This window comes from Pseudoalteromonas sp. BSi20311, assembly GCF_000239875.1.
Taxonomy (GTDB): Bacteria; Pseudomonadota; Gammaproteobacteria; order Enterobacterales; family Alteromonadaceae; genus Pseudoalteromonas.
Genome location: NZ_BADU01000022.1, coordinates 30,771 through 46,281, shown reverse-complemented (window position 1 = coordinate 46,281; position 15,511 = coordinate 30,771). Strand labels below are relative to the sequence as shown.

General features: G+C 39.6%; 12 protein-coding genes and 2 pseudogenes. 9 read left to right on the top strand and 5 right to left on the bottom strand.

What is annotated here, in order from left to right:
* Positions 1-163 precede the first annotated feature (163 nt).
* Complete coding sequence (gene sbcB, locus P20311_RS02405; protein WP_008109257.1) at positions 164-1,609, bottom strand: exodeoxyribonuclease I; 1,446 nt, start codon at positions 1,607-1,609, stop codon at positions 164-166.
* A 249-nt stretch (positions 1,610-1,858) separates the two neighbouring features.
* On the opposite strand from sbcB, the pseudogene P20311_RS02400 reads away from it, so the two are divergent.
* A pseudogene (locus P20311_RS02400) lies at positions 1,859-2,678 on the top strand (alpha/beta fold hydrolase).
* 152 nt (positions 2,679-2,830) lie between these two features.
* Here P20311_RS02400 and P20311_RS02395 read toward each other — a convergent pair.
* Positions 2,831-3,076 (bottom strand): hypothetical protein, encoded by a 246-nt coding sequence (locus P20311_RS02395; RefSeq protein WP_008109253.1) that lies wholly within the window; start codon positions 3,074-3,076, stop codon positions 2,831-2,833.
* Between the two features lie 346 nt (positions 3,077-3,422).
* Here P20311_RS02395 and P20311_RS02390 point away from each other — a divergent pair, with 346 nt between their 5' ends.
* The 3 genes from P20311_RS02390 (at position 3,423) to P20311_RS02380 (ending at position 6,296) form a co-directional block, all read left to right on the top strand.
* Entirely contained in the window at positions 3,423-4,721 is a 1,299-nt protein-coding gene (locus P20311_RS02390) for a porin (protein WP_008463969.1), read from the top strand.
* A gap of 179 nt (positions 4,722-4,900) precedes the next feature.
* Positions 4,901-5,746: an HDOD domain-containing protein gene (locus tag P20311_RS02385; RefSeq protein ID WP_008109250.1), complete on the top strand. Its 846-nt coding sequence runs from the start codon at positions 4,901-4,903 to the stop codon at positions 5,744-5,746.
* A gap of 139 nt (positions 5,747-5,885) precedes the next feature.
* Positions 5,886-6,296: a hypothetical protein gene (locus tag P20311_RS02380; RefSeq protein ID WP_008109249.1), complete on the top strand. Its 411-nt coding sequence runs from the start codon at positions 5,886-5,888 to the stop codon at positions 6,294-6,296.
* A gap of 61 nt (positions 6,297-6,357) precedes the next feature.
* On the opposite strand, the gene P20311_RS02375 is transcribed toward P20311_RS02380, so the two are convergent.
* Entirely contained in the window at positions 6,358-7,248 is an 891-nt protein-coding gene (locus tag P20311_RS02375) for a LysR substrate-binding domain-containing protein (RefSeq protein ID WP_008109248.1), read from the bottom strand.
* 124 nt (positions 7,249-7,372) lie between these two features.
* Here P20311_RS02375 and P20311_RS02370 point away from each other — a divergent pair, with 124 nt between their 5' ends.
* The 4 genes from P20311_RS02370 (at position 7,373) to helD (ending at position 11,897) form a co-directional block, all read left to right on the top strand.
* Complete coding sequence (locus tag P20311_RS02370; RefSeq protein ID WP_008109247.1) at positions 7,373-7,822, top strand: DoxX family protein; 450 nt, start codon at positions 7,373-7,375, stop codon at positions 7,820-7,822.
* Positions 7,823-7,903: 81 nt separating this feature from the next.
* Entirely contained in the window at positions 7,904-8,854 is a 951-nt protein-coding gene (locus P20311_RS02365) for a glutathione S-transferase family protein (protein WP_008109246.1), read from the top strand.
* 30 nt (positions 8,855-8,884) lie between these two features.
* The gene (locus tag P20311_RS02360; RefSeq protein ID WP_008109245.1) at positions 8,885-9,592 is read left to right on the top strand and encodes a pirin family protein; all 708 of its coding nucleotides are present in this window, start codon (positions 8,885-8,887) and stop codon (positions 9,590-9,592) included.
* 163 nt (positions 9,593-9,755) lie between these two features.
* Positions 9,756-11,897: a DNA helicase IV gene (gene helD, locus P20311_RS02355; RefSeq protein ID WP_008109244.1), complete on the top strand. Its 2,142-nt coding sequence runs from the start codon at positions 9,756-9,758 to the stop codon at positions 11,895-11,897.
* Positions 11,898-11,932: 35 nt separating this feature from the next.
* Here the strand turns inward: helD and P20311_RS02350 are convergent, their stop codons facing one another.
* Positions 11,933-13,102: an MFS transporter gene (locus tag P20311_RS02350; RefSeq protein ID WP_008109243.1), complete on the bottom strand. Its 1,170-nt coding sequence runs from the start codon at positions 13,100-13,102 to the stop codon at positions 11,933-11,935.
* Between the two features lie 365 nt (positions 13,103-13,467).
* Positions 13,468-14,414, bottom strand: a pseudogene (locus tag P20311_RS02345) (sodium-dependent bicarbonate transport family permease).
* A 129-nt stretch (positions 14,415-14,543) separates the two neighbouring features.
* On the opposite strand from P20311_RS02345, the gene P20311_RS02340 reads away from it, so the two are divergent.
* On the top strand, positions 14,544-15,488 hold the full coding sequence (locus P20311_RS02340) for a LysR family transcriptional regulator (protein WP_008109240.1): 945 nt from the start codon (positions 14,544-14,546) through the stop codon (positions 15,486-15,488).
* Positions 15,489-15,511: the final 23 nt, after the last annotated feature.

Here is a 15,511-nt window from a genome sequence, read left to right as displayed (position 1 = left end):
TTTTAGAGAAAGTGATAAACATAAACAGTAAATGTTGGTTTTATGTGTTTCTCATTCGCTTCTTTTGGTGGAATTTACTTTCGCTTACCTAACTATATACAAAAAACGCGACGCTTTAATTATAAAGGGTCGCGTTTTTATGCATTATATAAACTACAGTAAATTACATGCTTTGCGCGTAGTTATATAAGGCTTTTAAAATTGTAAGATTTTTTTCGCTGTCATCATGTTCATGCGCTAAGTTTTCAAGGGTGATCATAAAATCTTGTGCGCTGATTGATGGCTGATCTTCGCCATGCATTAACTTGCTTTGGCAATATTGACGCCATTGATCAAGCTCTTGCTGGTTGAGCGTTTGTGGCCAGTTACGGGCGCGGTACCTAAATAGCAAAGTATTAAATTTAGGATCTTCAAATTCAAGTTTCAAGCTTGCTAAGTCTTCTGGCTTTGCATCACGAATAATCGCAAATTTGGCTTTATCAGCATGGCTAGTAAAGCCATCATATAATAAATAATCTACATTTGTGGTCGCGCTGTAATCGCCTTGCTCATTAAATACCTCAGTGACTTTATCGCGAAGCTCGGTATTGGCTTTTAAAATGGCTAAATTAGCTAGGCATTGCTCACGATCAATACCCAAGCGAGCAGCGTTCTCAGGCAGCAGCGTTTTAGCAGGCGCTAAAATAGGGCACTTGTTTAAATGCACTAATTTTAAACCTACGGGTAAATCACCCTCCGCTAAATCTATACGTTTGGTGTATAAACGCTTGCGTAATTGCTCTACATTTAAATCAAGTAACACCTGCGGGTTTTGGGTTAAATCAAAACAAATAACTGCGTTTTTATTTACCGGGTGAAAACTCATTGGTGCCACCCAAGTGGTACAACCTTGGGTTGCTGGAATACGAGACGAGGTGTGCACTAACGGGGTCATATTAAATACATCAACCATTTCAGCGAGTGCTTTTTTACCACGAAGGCTAAAAAAGAACTGGTACAGTTTAGGTTGCTTCTCTTTAATTAGCTTTGCCAAGGCAATGGTGGCCGTTACATCACTTAACGCGTCGTGCGCAGCGGCATGTTCAATACCATTAGCGACAGTTAAATGCTCAAGCTTAAAACTAGGGCTACCATCTTCTTTTAACGGCCATTCAATACCCTCAGGGCGCAGTGCATAGCAGGCACGCACTAAATCTATAATATCCCAACGGCTGTTATTGTTTTTATATTCACGCTCGTACGGGTCGTAAAAGTTACGATAAAAGCTATATCGGCTTACTTCATCATCAAAGCGAATACTGTTATAACCAGCCACACAGGTATTGGGCACGCTAAATTCTGCATGAATTTTTGCAATAAATTCAGCCTCAACTAAGCCTTTTTGCATCGCCACTTGTGGGGTAATACCGGTAATTAAACACGCTTCAGGATGCGGTAAATAATCCGCTTGTGGCTTACAGTACTCAATAAGCGGCTCGCCAATAATATTTAAATCAAGATCGGTGCGTACACCTGCAAATTGGCTCGGCTTATCTTTCTGTGGGCTCGCCCCCCAGGTCTCGTAGTCGTGCCAATAGATTGTTGCTTGGTTTTGCTCTTGATAAGCCATTAAAAAACCCTATAAGTTAGCTTGAAACGGTTTATATACCGCCAAGTTACTAAATTTATGAATTATTTAGATTATGGCATAGGGTCACAGAGGTTTATAGGTTTGAATAAGGAAATCTATCAGTCAAAACATGATTTAAGAGTGATTGAAGTGATTATTTATTTTTGAGGTTCTGCGTTAGAGAATTTATTTATAAACATAGTGCTTAATGCTATAAACTTAAACTAACTACTAATCTATTTTAACAATATGAAACTAATAATAAAAACGATTCTATTTTGGGTATTAATCACCTCTACCGCTGTGTTTGCTGAGCTTGCTAAAGTTAAAGTAAATGGCTTTGATATTGAATATGAAATGGCGGGTAGTGGCAAACACACTATTTTACTCGAGGCGGGTGGCTCTGCAGGGCTTAGTGATTGGGATCCCATTTATAAAGCGCTTATTAAGCATGCAAAAGTAATTCGCTATTCTCGAATTGGTAATGGCGGCTCTTCGCAAATAAAGAAAAACTATAGCTCAGAGCAGTATGCTACTGAGGCTTTGCTATTACTTAAAGCGTTAAAAATTGAAGAACCAGTAGTTTATGTGGCGCATTCTTATGGTGCTTATATCGCAAGGGTATTTGCGGCAAGCTACCCTGATAACATTAAAGCGTTAATGTTAATTGAACCGGCCTCAGAGCATGATGTTGATATTATGCGTAAGGTTGATTTACCGCGCGCTGAAAAAGAAATTGCCGCTATAAAACGCGATGATATGAAAAATGGCATGTCGAATCAGTATTTAGACTTTTGGTCGAAGCGACCTTTGCCCGATTACCCACAAATAGCTGATATTCCTGTGACGGTTATTGCCTCAGTTAAAAAATATGAAAATCCATCGGTGTTATTTTTTACTGATAAAGGGCGTGAAATGTGGGGAGAACTGCATGCAAACTGGGCTAATGCTTTTCCTCAAGGTGAGATAGTGCTAACCAGTAAAAGTTACCACTATCCACTATCCACAAAATGATGAGCCAGAGATGGTGAACGCGCAAATCCAAAAATTGCTAAAGCGTACTCATTAAATAAAAAGCTAAGGCAGTTTTTTAGATTGTTTAATCAGTTTAATTAAAATGATAGTGAGTACCACAGCTGGAAGTAACCAAATAAAATCACTCATTGTTATAACTCCTTACAGTAATTCACTTAAGCTTTAGTGTTTAAAAGTAAAGTTAGATCAAAATTTTGGACACAAAGCGTGGCTAAAGCCTTTTTCAGTTAGCAAAAAGGTAGCGCTGGGCGTTGAAAATATATACTCCTCATGAATAAGAAAGGCAATAGTGCCTTTAATTTCTTCACTTTGTTGATCTGAGGCATCGCTAATTACTTGTTTAGGATCTAACTGACTTGGGCTTGGAAAATTATTATAAAGATGCTTAAAAATTAACGTAGCAATGGTGTTAAAGGTTTCGTTATTTTTCATTATTGGAAGTCCTTAATGTATTTTTTAGCAGCAAGCTTGCTGATTTACGTATGATTTTTGCAAATAATAGCACACTATAATAGGTACATTAGCATCCTGTTATTTTTCCAACTTTAATTTTTTCAACTTACTGCTTTCATTTATAAAAATATGATTAATTCTCATGGTTACCCAGCTAAAAAGTAGTTTGTGTGTTACTGATCTGTTGCGCAAAATCATAAAGTGTAATTGAAGAGTTGTAAAAATACGTTATCATTGTAAAACAACATGTAAAATCAAGCAGGTACTTAGCTCACGCTGACCAAGTTCGAGTTAATAATATCAACAAGGCAAGCAAGGACAAATTATGACACCTATGAAACCTTTAGCACTGGCAGTGGCTATGGTTGTATTTTCACATCCGGCACATGCAGATACAGATCTCGATAAAGTAAAGCAGCAATTAAGCAGCTTACAAAAACAAGTGGAAATGCTGCAAAAGCAACTTGCAAAAGCAGAGCAAAAAAGTGAAAAATCAATCGACCGCACCATTGAAGAGAAAGAAGATATAGCCGAAACTCAAGTGGCAAAGCATGATCACAAGCCACAGGGAATTAAAGTTGGCGGCGCTGTGCGAACCAACTACAGCCATACCTCGTATGATGACGACAATAAAAATCGCGGTGGCGATTTTGATTTTGATATTTTTCGTCTAAATTTCTCAGGCGACGTTGGTGATGTAAAATTAAACGCTGAAATTCGTTTTTTTGACTACATGACTGCCGTTAAATACGCTTATGCCGCCTATGATTTTGCTGATGATTGGCAAGTCCAAGCAGGTATTACCAAGGTTCCTTTTGGTAACTGGCCATACAATTCACATAACTACTTTTTCAGCACTAACTATTATGTTGGCCTTGAAGACGATCACGATTTAGGGGTGTTATTTAAGCGTAAGATTGCTGATAACTGGCAGCTTGATCTGGGCTTTTTCAAAAATGATGAATTAGGTGGTGTTGATGGTTATGTAGATAACCGCAGCGATCGTTATTCTTACGACATTGTTGGTTTTAGAGAAGCCGGCGATGGTGTTTATGCTGAGCCAACTAATGCTATAGGCGAGTACAATACGTTCTCAGGCCGTTACGGCTATCACCTAGAACATGAAGGTGGTAAAACTGAAATTGGTGTATCAGCACTTGCTGGTGGTTTACATGATGGTGTTGACCGCGCAGGTGATTACAACGCTTGGGCATTACATTTAAACAGTAATATAGGCCCATGGAACTTACAACTTCAACACGGCGAATACAATTACGATATTGATAACGTAAACCGCATTGCTGTAGGCGCTTACTCGTTTTACGACAGCATGGCGGCAGAGGCAACAATGTCGAGTGCAAACGTAGCATACAGCGTACCGGTACAATGGGGCGCGGTGACAAACTTACAGTTTTACAACGACTACAGTGCTATTTACGACAAATCTGACAACAGCAGAGATACCTGGATGAACGTAACTGGTTTCTCGGTAGCTGCAGGTGGTTTATTCACTTACTTTGACTTAGTTCATGGTAAAAATATGCCGTTTGTTGGCGGTTCATTAGCGGGCGACAGCAGCGAAACTGAGCGTCGCTTTAACATTAATATTGGCTATTATTTCTAAGCCAATATTAATAAATACACGCCCACACATGGGCGTGTGTTGCTATTGTTTTAAATTTTATTTTTATCCTACCAATTTCAGCACTTACAAATTGATAAATCCCTAATCAACTTCTAGTATAAAAGTTCAAATGGACTTAAATAAATAATCCATATAGCTTAGCTGGAGGCTAGACATCGATGATTGTAGTTAATGAGCAGGTATTATCAGATGTAAATAAAAACTTTATTATTCCACCAAAGCCACAAATCTTAAATGAGCTTGAAATATTAGCATCTGCTCAAGAACCCTCACTTTCAGACGCCGCAGAGATCATTGCTAAAGATGTGGCTATTTCATCGGCTATTCTAAAAATTATTAATTCACCATCGTATGGCTTAGTGCGCAGTGTGTCTGATATTAAACAGGCCATTATGTTTTTAGGTTGGAACGGTATTGAGGCGCTAGTACCAAGCTTAAAATTAAAGCAAATGTTCACCCAAAAAGAATGCTGCATTAGCTTAGAACGCTTTTGGGATACCGCCACCGAAATTGCAGAGGTAAATATGATTGTTGGCCAATGTATAAAAGATAAAGTGCCAATAGAATATTTGTATACGCTGGGTTTATTTCATGATTGTGGCATTGTGCCGATGGCAGTTAAATTCGATAACTACGTGAGTGCTTTGCATACTTCAAATAATACTCATAAAGAAAGCTTGATAGATATAGAAGAGCGTTTATTTGGAACTAATCATGCCACTGTGGGTTATTACTTAGCGACCAGCTGGCATTTACCCATAGATATTTGTCAGCTTATTTTACGTCATCACGATTTGAGCATGCTAAGTAACATAACTGGAAGTAACCAACAATTGTGTTATAGCGTTTTAAAAATGTCTGAAAATTTGGTCAATAGTGTTTTACGCGGCGACACCACCAAAGATTGGGATGATATAGAAAAACGCGTATTAGCAACACTAAATATGTCAGAAGATGATTATATTGATGTGCAAGAAGAGGTGATTGATTTTTTGAACTGTTAAACGCTTTTTATCAGCGTAAAGTCTATAGGTTAGTTTTTTTCACTTATTGGTTTGTTTTTAATCGTTTGTCGAAATGAAGTAAAAACTCTAAAGTTCAGTTGTCGGCAACAAGCACGACTAACCAAATAGGAAATTAATCATGAAACGCTCACTTATCAAAACCATCGCTCTTGGCTCTTTATTAACTTGCTCAGCTGCTGTAATGGCTGATCAAAGTGATTACAAGTTAATGGTTATTGAAGAGGCTAAAACAGCCCCTCAAGAATTCGAAGTTGCATTTAACGACTGCGCATTAAATGTAAAATCAAAAAATTACAGCCAAGCTGAAGCAATCTGCTCAAAAGCAATTACTTTATTACAACAAAGCACTGGCCCACGCTTTAAAGTACGTGAGCTTACGTCATTTGCTTTAAGTAACCGTGGTGTAGGACGTTTAATGGCTAAAAACGAAACGGCTGCATTATCAGACTTTTACGAAGCACAGCAAATGTCTGGTAACGAGTTAGTGTCGCACAACTTAACACGCGCTAAGCAAGACCTCGCACTGTAATATTTATTACTGATTCAAAAAGCCCATGCTGTTTTAGCATGGGCTTTTGCGTTTTTAAGGGTTAAATATTATTTAGTATAATTTGGGTCAGCTGTTTTAAGCCTTTACCTTTGTTTGTTATTTTCCATGCAAGGTATAAGTCTTGAATAGGGCGTGGTTCGGTAAGTTCCACAACATGCAGTTTGTTAGCTTTTACATGTTCAGCAATAAGGTTTGCAGGTAAATAACCAATGCCAATAGCAGATAAAATAGCGGTTATTTTTTGGCTTACAGAACTTACATAAAAACGTTGATTACCTTCGATTAAATTAGCTGACCACGGAATACTTTGTTTTGCAGAATCATGTACTATAACCGTAGTGTATTGACCAAGTTCGCTGGGCTCAATAGGCCTTTTTAGTTGCGCTAGCGGGTGGCTAGGGTGAACCACCAGAACATTTTGAATATCGGCTATTTTTACCGCTCTGATCCCCTTTTGATTTGGAACCGGAGCTGGTGCACCAATCACTAAGTCAACGTCATCCTCAATTAAAGCCTCCCAAGTGCCATTAAGTACTTCTTCTTTAATATCTATCTCAATATTTTTATGCTCATTTAAAAATAGCTGCAAATTGTTAAATACGTGACTTATTTCAAAAATAGAGTCATAAGCAATACGTATTCGAGGCTCCCAGCCATTAGCTATAGTTTGTGTTTGCTCCGATAAATTATTTATAGCATTGAGTACTTTACGCCCCTCGAACAGTAAATGTTTACCTGCGGGGGTTAAAACCGCGCGTCGACCTTGACGCTGAAACAAAGTTACATTTAATTGCTCTTCAAGTTTATTAACAATATACGACAAGGCTGAGGGCACTTTATTAAGTTGCTCAGCGGCGGCTGCATAACTGCCACGATGCTCAATGGCGTCTAATACCAATAGAGCTTCTATGCTGATAGGGGGTGTATTCATAATGATACCCAAAATTAACTGTTCAAAATATTTGAACATATAGAGCAAATAATAGGAGTTATTTAATTTTAATTCAACTTATACAATAGCTGCATACTCAATTGGAGCAATACAGGTTAAAACTATGACGATTAAAAATATCACAGCTGCCATCACAAAAACTGAACAGTCTTTTGCAACACTACCATTAAGGCTTATTGCGGGGTTAGTGTTTAGTGCTCATGGCGCTCAAAAATTGTTTGCGTGGTTTGGTGGCTACGGATTAGAAGGCACGGGGCAATGGATGGAATCGATTGGCTTAGCACCGGGCTATTTAATGGCATTAATGGCCGGTGGCGCAGAATTTTTTGGTGGGTTACTACTCATCGTTGGTTTACTGGTTCGTCCTGCGAGTTTTGTACTGGCTATCACTATGGTGGTTGCTATTTTTACCACGCACATAGATAACGGTTTATTTATGAGCAATAACGGTTATGAATTTGCGTTATCGCTGTTAGCCATTACCCTAGCTCTACTGATCCAAGGAGCTGGAAAGCTATCTGTTGATGGAAAGATTCATAACAAATTAAATTAATAAGCGGATCACATAAGTGATTAAACTTTAAGCTGCCAATCTGCGTAAGGTTGGCACATTCTATAAACTAAGGAGACGGACATGGGATTACTTGTTAACGGTGAATGGGTCGATAAATGGTACGACACCGAAAAAAGCGACGGTAAATTTGTACGCCAAGATAGCCGCTTTAGAGATACGATTTCATCAGCGCAAAACAGTAAATTTAAACCAGAAGCGGGTCGTTATCATTTATATGTGTCGTTGGCTTGTCCTTGGGCGCACCGCACCATTATTTTTCGTAAATTAAAGCAGCTCGAAGACATCATTTCTATGAGCATTGTTGAAGCTCCGATGATGGAAAACGGCTGGGAATTTGGCGAGCAGGGCGATCCACTTTATAACTTAGATTACGCTTACCAATTGTATTTAAAAGCCGACCCTAGCTATGAAGGGCGTGTTACCGTGCCTATTTTATGGGATAAAAAAACGCAGACTATTGTAAACAACGAATCAATAGAAATAATTCGCATGTTTAATAGCGCGTTTAATGAGCTTACAGGTAACACCGACGATTATTATCCAGATGCGCTACGTGAAGAAATAGAAATAGTGAATACCCGTGTTTATAACACCATTAATAATGGGGTGTATAAAGCCGGGTTTGCTACAACTCAAAAAGCGTATAACGAAGCTTATATTGCCTTGTTTGATAGCTTAGATTGGTTAGAAGCACGATTAGCAAAACAGCGTTATTTAGTAGGCGACACACTCACTGAAGCCGATTGGCGATTATTTACCACACTTATTCGATTTGATGCGGTGTATCACGGGCACTTTAAGTGTAATCGAGAAAAGTTAAGCGAGTTTCATCATATTAGTAACTACATTAATGAGCTTTACCAAGTACCTGGGATAAAGGAAACGGTCGATTTAGAATACACAAAGGTGCATTACTACGTAAGTCACGTAACCATTAACCCAACGCAAATTGTGCCTTTAGGTGCTAAACACACGTTTGATGCTGCCCATGATCGAGACCGTCAGTACTAAATGACGCAGAGATAACGTATAGGAAAAAATATGCTTACTCATTACCCAAAAAATAGCTTAGGCCATGCTGATCATGGTTGGCTCAAGTCAAAGCACCACTTTAGTTTTGCGAATTACTATAATCCTGCGCGTATGGGATTTGGCACTTTGCGTGTAGTTAATGATGACTGGGTAGCCCCAGGTATGGGGTTTGGTGCGCACCCGCATAGAAATATGGAAATTATTAGTTTTATCCGCAGTGGTGCCATTACTCACCAAGATAGTATGGGCAATAAAGGGATCACCGAGCAAGGTGAGGTGCAGGTAATGAGTGCAGGCACCGGCATTACCCACTCAGAATATAACCTAACAGATGAACCACTAACGTTTTATCAAATTTGGATTCAGAGTAATCAACATAATGTTGAGCCGCGCTGGGAAAGCAAGAAGTTTCCTACACAAGCGGCAAGCACCCTTAGCTTACTGGTTTCGGGTTATCCAAAAGATGCCGATAGTGCACTGTTTATTAATCAGCAGACGCGTATTTACGGTGGAAAGCTGGCAAAAGGCACTTCAATAACACAACCGATTGATTATCAAGCCTACGTACTGGCATCGGCAGGGGAGTTTATTATTAATGATGAGTTAGCCTCAATTAATATGAACGAAGGTGACGGCGCAGAAGTTACAAAGGTTAAAAACATCACCTTAACAGCAACTACTGAATGTGAACTGATTATTATTGATACGAAAAATTAGGCCTTAATAAAGCGGCTTGTTAATTATTAAGCCTAATTAAAACTCAAATAATGATGCAGCAGCTACTGCATCATTATTTATCTTTATATTTATTACACTTACATACACTATTCCCTTAAAATACGGCTAATTGGTTCATTTTTATAAAGGAATTCTGCCGTAAATGAATTCTATTCAGCCTAGTGTATTTGGCCGCATTTTTACTGCGCATCGCTTTTTAGACATAAACCCACAAGGTTTAGTGCTCAGCAACAAAACACAAACAACCACACTGAGTTGGCGTGATTTAACGTCGCCCATTCGCTATGAATACGGTGTGCTTGGGCAAACACTGCGCTTGAATACCGAGTCTAAGCAGTATCGTATTTGGATGAGGGCCTATGGCAGTAATAGGGTATTTAAAGCGCATACCGATATGCTGTGGGTTAAAAGCAATATTGCTGTGCTTAATGAGGTGTTGAGTGAAATAAACCAATTTGCTCATACTCAGTTTTTGCGCCAATCATATGTGGCTGATATAAAAAAACAGGTAGATGAGCAATATAAACGCTGGCTACCTTGGATAAAAAGCAGCGATGTTTTAGCACCAGTCAGCACACAAATAAAATTGCTTGAGCAATACAGCCAGTGGAGCGATTCACTCACTCGCTTTTTTCAGCATAAATACACCCAGTCACAATTAAAGCACTACCACGATTTTTTTAATGGCGTTGAAACAAATCCACTCACTGAGCAACAACGCCGAGCTTGCATAATAGACGACGATAATAACTTAGTGCTAGCAGGGGCAGGTACAGGAAAAACCAGTGTGTTAGTGGCTCGAGCGGGCTATTTGGTTAACAGTAAACAGGCTAATTACAACGATATTTTATTACTCGCCTATGGTAAGCAAGCCGCTTGCGAAATGGACGAAAGAATTAAACAAAAGCTGGGCACTGAGTCCATTAAAGCGGCCACGTTTCATAGTGTGGGTTTAACTATTATTAGCGATGTTGAGGGCAAGCCGCCTAAAATATCTAAACTTGCTGAAAACGAAAAAGCTAAAATAAAGTGGGTGGAAGGGTGTTTGGAATCGCTAGCCAATGCTAAACCACAGTATGCTAAAGCATTGGTAAATTACATTAGTAACACTCTTTATGCCGTTAAAAGCGATTTAAAATTTAGTGCTGCAAAGCCTAACCATATAGCGCTTTTAAAAGAGATAAAAGCCAGTGGTCATTTAACTAAATTAGCGACTGTGTTTAGCCAGTTAATAAGTGCGTATAAAACCGCAAATATAACACTTGAGAGCGATTCAAAGCAGATACAGCAAGCGTGGAAATTATTAAAGCCGTTGTTTGCCAACTACAACCATTATTTACGCACACAAGGCGAAATAGACTTCGACGACATGATCATTAAAGCCCTCGATTATGTAAACACAAAAAAATTTACATCGCCTTGGCGTTATATCATGGTGGATGAATTTCAAGATATATCGCCGCTGCGAGCTACACTTGTAAAAGCGCTGCGCGATAATAAATCGAATAGTTCACTGTTTGCAGTAGGAGACGATTGGCAAGCTATTTACCGTTTTAGTGGCGCAGATATGCGACTTACTACCGAGTTTGCCGCACATTTTGGCTTTACAACACAAACTCTATTAGATAGGACCTTTCGCTTTAATAATAAAATTGGCGAGGTTGCCGCAGGTTTTATTATGAAAAACCCAGCGCAGTTAGCTAAAAACATTCACTCAGTTGCAAAGGTAACTAAACCCGCCGTTAGCGTGCTCAAAACGCTAAATAGTGGCTCAGCTAAAAACACCAAAATAGCGGAGCTAAATAATGGTGCAATTAAGCATTTACTACAGGGGATTAAGGGTCATTCAGGCAAGCCTGTCACTGTGTATTTACTTGTACGGTTTCGATTTCAGTTACCTTCACTGGCCGATATAAGTGCTTTACAGCAAGAGTTTTCAGCACTGCATATTGAGTGTGATACGTTCCATGGCTCAAAAGGCAAAGAAGCCGATTATGTCATTATATTAGCAATGAATGGCGGGGCGTATGGATTTCCAAGCATTAAGCCAACGTCTCAAATTTTAGAGGCATTATTACCCGCAAAAGATAATTTCGCACACAGCGAAGAGCGTCGCTTATTTTATGTGGCGCTCACTCGCGCTAAACATAAAGTGTACATAATAACTGATGATAGTAACCGCAGCAGCTTTGTTGATGAACTTATAAACGAGCATAAAATTGAAGTACTTGAGTTAAAAAATAAAGCAGTCGCGAAAGCGATTACTCAAGTGCAAACCGCTTAATACCGTAACCAGCATTAAGCGGCTTTTAGCATTAGCTAGCCAGCAACCGGAGTGTTACCTGTGGGTATTTTTTTCATACTTTTTATAAGCATGTAAATACAGGTAGTAATTAAACAGCCACCTAAGTAAATAAGCACACCATGGCTTTTATCTGAAAAGTGGGTGGCCATAAGCGGCCCAAGAACCGAGCCCACACTGTAACTTAATAGCATTATTTCGGTGGCTGAGACTATTTTTGCCATAGGCAGTGAGTCGCACGCCAACGTAATAGCAATTGGGTAAAGTGCAAAGCTGCATGCACCCAGTATAAAATAACTACTCACTAGAGCCGCAAAGCTATTTGCATGTAAAATACCCACCACACTGGCGGTGCCAATAAAGCAAAAAATCGCCATTAATAAGCTTTTAATAATGCGGGTTGATAAATAGCTCACTAAAGGCTGAACTAACATGCCACCTAATATAATCACCGCCATAAGTAACCCAGTATAGTGTGCCTGCTCTGATTGCGCCGCAATATACACAGGCAGTAAGCCGTAAATAGGCCCAAGTAACAATCCCGACACTAAACAGCCCAAAATAGCGGGGCGGCTCAGGGTTTTAAGCTCTTTAAGGGGGAGTTTTTGTAAATTTTGCGTATTAGGTTGCCCTTGGGTAATTAATAGCGGCGCTAAAATCGCAACAGCTAACAAAGCAATAACAAATAAATAGGGCATGGCATCTGTCGTTCCTAATGGTTTAATAGCAAGTTGCCCTACGGCACTGCCACCGTATAGGGAGGTCATATATAACCCCAAGCGCTTTGCTCGCGCTTTTGCGGTGTTGGCCATTAACAACCACGACTCTACCACCACAAATACGCCAGCTACTGCCATGCCAGCCACAAATCGCGCGACTAACCACATAGTGGCAGTTGGGCTGATCAACTGGGCAACAACACTAACAATTAGTAAGGCTAAAAACCCGATAAAAGCCAACCTATGACCGATTTTCACCACTACGCGCTCTATACATAAAGCACCAATTAGTAAGCCCAAATAAAACACACTGGCAAGCCATGGAGCTAAATCAATATTTAAGTTAAATGCATTAAGTGATAACGGGATCAGGCTCATTAAAAAGCCCGACGCAATAGCAAAAAACGATAAGCCAATAACCGGCGCTAAGGGGTTATTTGATTTACTATCAGCGGCAAGTTCCACCATTAGATTGTTCCGATAAAAGGGGGTTAAATAATTACTGACTTTAGGGGGATAGATAAAGCAATTATTTTAAGCAGGTTAATTTTGCGGCGAATGTAGGCTGGTTTGACAACGAAGTAAAGAGATTTTTAATTGCTAAATGAAAATAGTATTTAAAATGTTTTTTTACGTAAATTAAACGCTTACATGCTATTTTTTTGTAGAAGTAAGTTAGCTTTATTGTTTTAAAATTGTTGTATTTTTAAGCCTTGTTTTAAATTAAATAACACTGCTTATAAAACCAAAAAAAGCCCACTTTGGGCTTTTTTGATAAAGACTATTTAACCTGAGCTCTAGATAAGAGATTTATTATCCAGAGTTTATATTATTTAACTTATGGCTACGGCGAGTTGGTGATACAAACCAATTCCCACAATAACATTAAATGGAAAGGTGACACCTAACGAGCTGAGCATGGCAAGACCAATATCCGCTTTGGGAATAGCTGCTTTTATGGCCGCAGGTGCGGCAATGTAAGAGGCACTCGCCACTAAGCTGCCCAGTATACCACCGAGCCTAATTCTAAATTAAGCCAGGTGCCAACAATAACGCCAATGGTGCCTAAAAATAATGGTGTAATAATGGCAAAAGCAGCCAATTTCCATTGTTGCCAAGGGAAAGGGCGAAGCGTTTGTGCAGCTACTAAGCCCATTTCTAGCAAAAACAATGCCAGTACCACTTTAAAGCTATTGGTGAGCAAGCTGGTAACTTGGCTACCTTGCTGGGTGCCATACATCATACCAATAATTACACCGCCAACGAGCAAAATCACACTCTTATTGGTGAGCGTTTCGTGCCACAGCGCTTTTAACGATAAGTTAGTGTTTTCACTGTGTGCTTTGTCGAGCTTACGATACAGCAGTAAACCCACAATGATAGCGGGTAATTCAAGCATCACCAGATACAAGGTAACTTCTGCGCCCACTTCTAATTTAGCCGATTCTGCATACGCTAAGGCTACCGCAAATGTACCTGCACTAACCGAACCATAGTGAGCCGCAATGCTTGCGCTATTAGCTACGCTTAGCCTAACAACGTATTTTAAAATAGGGTATAAAGTCAGTGGAATAAGCCCACCAAGTAACATTACCGAGGCCATTTCGGGCAGTAATTGCCAGCTTAAATTGCCATGAAGGACCATACCACCTTTTAGGCCTATGGTAAGCATGAGTAGCAAACTGAGGGTGTCATATGTAGCTTTGGGTATAGCTAAATCAGAGCGAAGGATACCCGCCACTAATCCTAAAATAAAAAACATCACTACAATATCAGGCACGCTGTTCTCCTCTTTGTTTTCGTTGTTACTAATTCATTTTGTTGAGCGGCGCCATTATAGGCAAATCTTTATATAGTAAATAATAAAATGAATGCTACCATCCTATAGATAAAAATCTATGAGGTGTGTATGAACATAAGGCAACTTTCTTTTAGACTACTTGAAGTATTTATGAGTGTAGTAAAAACCGGCTCTATAAGCGAAACGGCGCGCAGGCTTCATTTGACTCAGCCTACGGTTTCTTTACAAATTAAACGCTTACAAGAAGCGGTAGGTGAGCCGTTAATAATTATGCAGCAACAAAAGTTGCAAATAACCGAAGCCGGCATGGCCTTGTTTAGAACCTGTCAGCAGGTTTTTGGTCATTTTGAAGACTACCAAGATTACCTAGCGGAGCTAAAAGGGGGGGAACGTGGACGATGTAAAATTGCCATGGTTAATACCGCCCAATATATTTTACCTAAGTTGCTAGGGCCATACAGTAATGAACACCCGCATGTAGAGCTGCCACTTGAAATAGGTAATCGCTCTGCTGTTTTAGCACGCTTTGAACGCGGAGAAGATGATATTTATGTATTTAGTCACCCGCCATCATTAGAGCATGCCCAAGCAGCTAGGTTTTTACATAATCCTTTAGTGTTTATAGTGCCGCTAAATCATCCGTTAGCCGATAAAACCGCGTTGACACTGGCTGATTTAGTTCCGTATCGTTTTTTACTACGCGAGACAGGCTCCGCAACGCGCATGTTATTTGAGAGCGAGCTGCAAAGTAGAGGCTTGGTATTAAGTGACAGTGTGCAAATGGCCAGTAATGAAGCGATTAGAGTGGCGGTGGCTTCAGGTATGGGGATTGCGGTGCTTTCTCAGCATGTGCTACCTAAAGGTGATAATAGCTTTAAAGTGCTTAATGTTACCGACACCACTTTAGCCAGTCATTGGTATTTTGTGGTGCGTACAGACCGACACATATCACATGCTGCACGCAGTTTTTTAAAGTTTGCTGAACAACACTTAGAGCAATATTTAGATGAAAAATGGGTGCGAAATGAGCTAAGTGGGCTTAATTTGAAATAAAAATATCAATTGGTATCAAAGTT

Coding starts and splice junctions, on each gene's coding strand:
- sbcB (WP_008109257.1), bottom strand. CDS start 1,609: ATGGCTTATCAAGAGCAAAACCAAGCAACAATCTATTGGCACGACTAC.
- P20311_RS02395 (WP_008109253.1), bottom strand. CDS start 3,076: ATGAAAAATAACGAAACCTTTAACACCATTGCTACGTTAATTTTTAAG.
- P20311_RS02390 (WP_008463969.1), top strand. CDS start 3,423: ATGACACCTATGAAACCTTTAGCACTGGCAGTGGCTATGGTTGTATTT.
- P20311_RS02385 (WP_008109250.1), top strand. CDS start 4,901: ATGATTGTAGTTAATGAGCAGGTATTATCAGATGTAAATAAAAACTTT.
- P20311_RS02380 (WP_008109249.1), top strand. CDS start 5,886: ATGAAACGCTCACTTATCAAAACCATCGCTCTTGGCTCTTTATTAACT.
- P20311_RS02375 (WP_008109248.1), bottom strand. CDS start 7,248: ATGAATACACCCCCTATCAGCATAGAAGCTCTATTGGTATTAGACGCC.
- P20311_RS02370 (WP_008109247.1), top strand. CDS start 7,373: ATGACGATTAAAAATATCACAGCTGCCATCACAAAAACTGAACAGTCT.
- P20311_RS02365 (WP_008109246.1), top strand. CDS start 7,904: ATGGGATTACTTGTTAACGGTGAATGGGTCGATAAATGGTACGACACC.
- P20311_RS02360 (WP_008109245.1), top strand. CDS start 8,885: ATGCTTACTCATTACCCAAAAAATAGCTTAGGCCATGCTGATCATGGT.
- helD (WP_008109244.1), top strand. CDS start 9,756: ATGAATTCTATTCAGCCTAGTGTATTTGGCCGCATTTTTACTGCGCAT.
- P20311_RS02350 (WP_008109243.1), bottom strand. CDS start 13,102: ATGGTGGAACTTGCCGCTGATAGTAAATCAAATAACCCCTTAGCGCCG.
- P20311_RS02340 (WP_008109240.1), top strand. CDS start 14,544: ATGAACATAAGGCAACTTTCTTTTAGACTACTTGAAGTATTTATGAGT.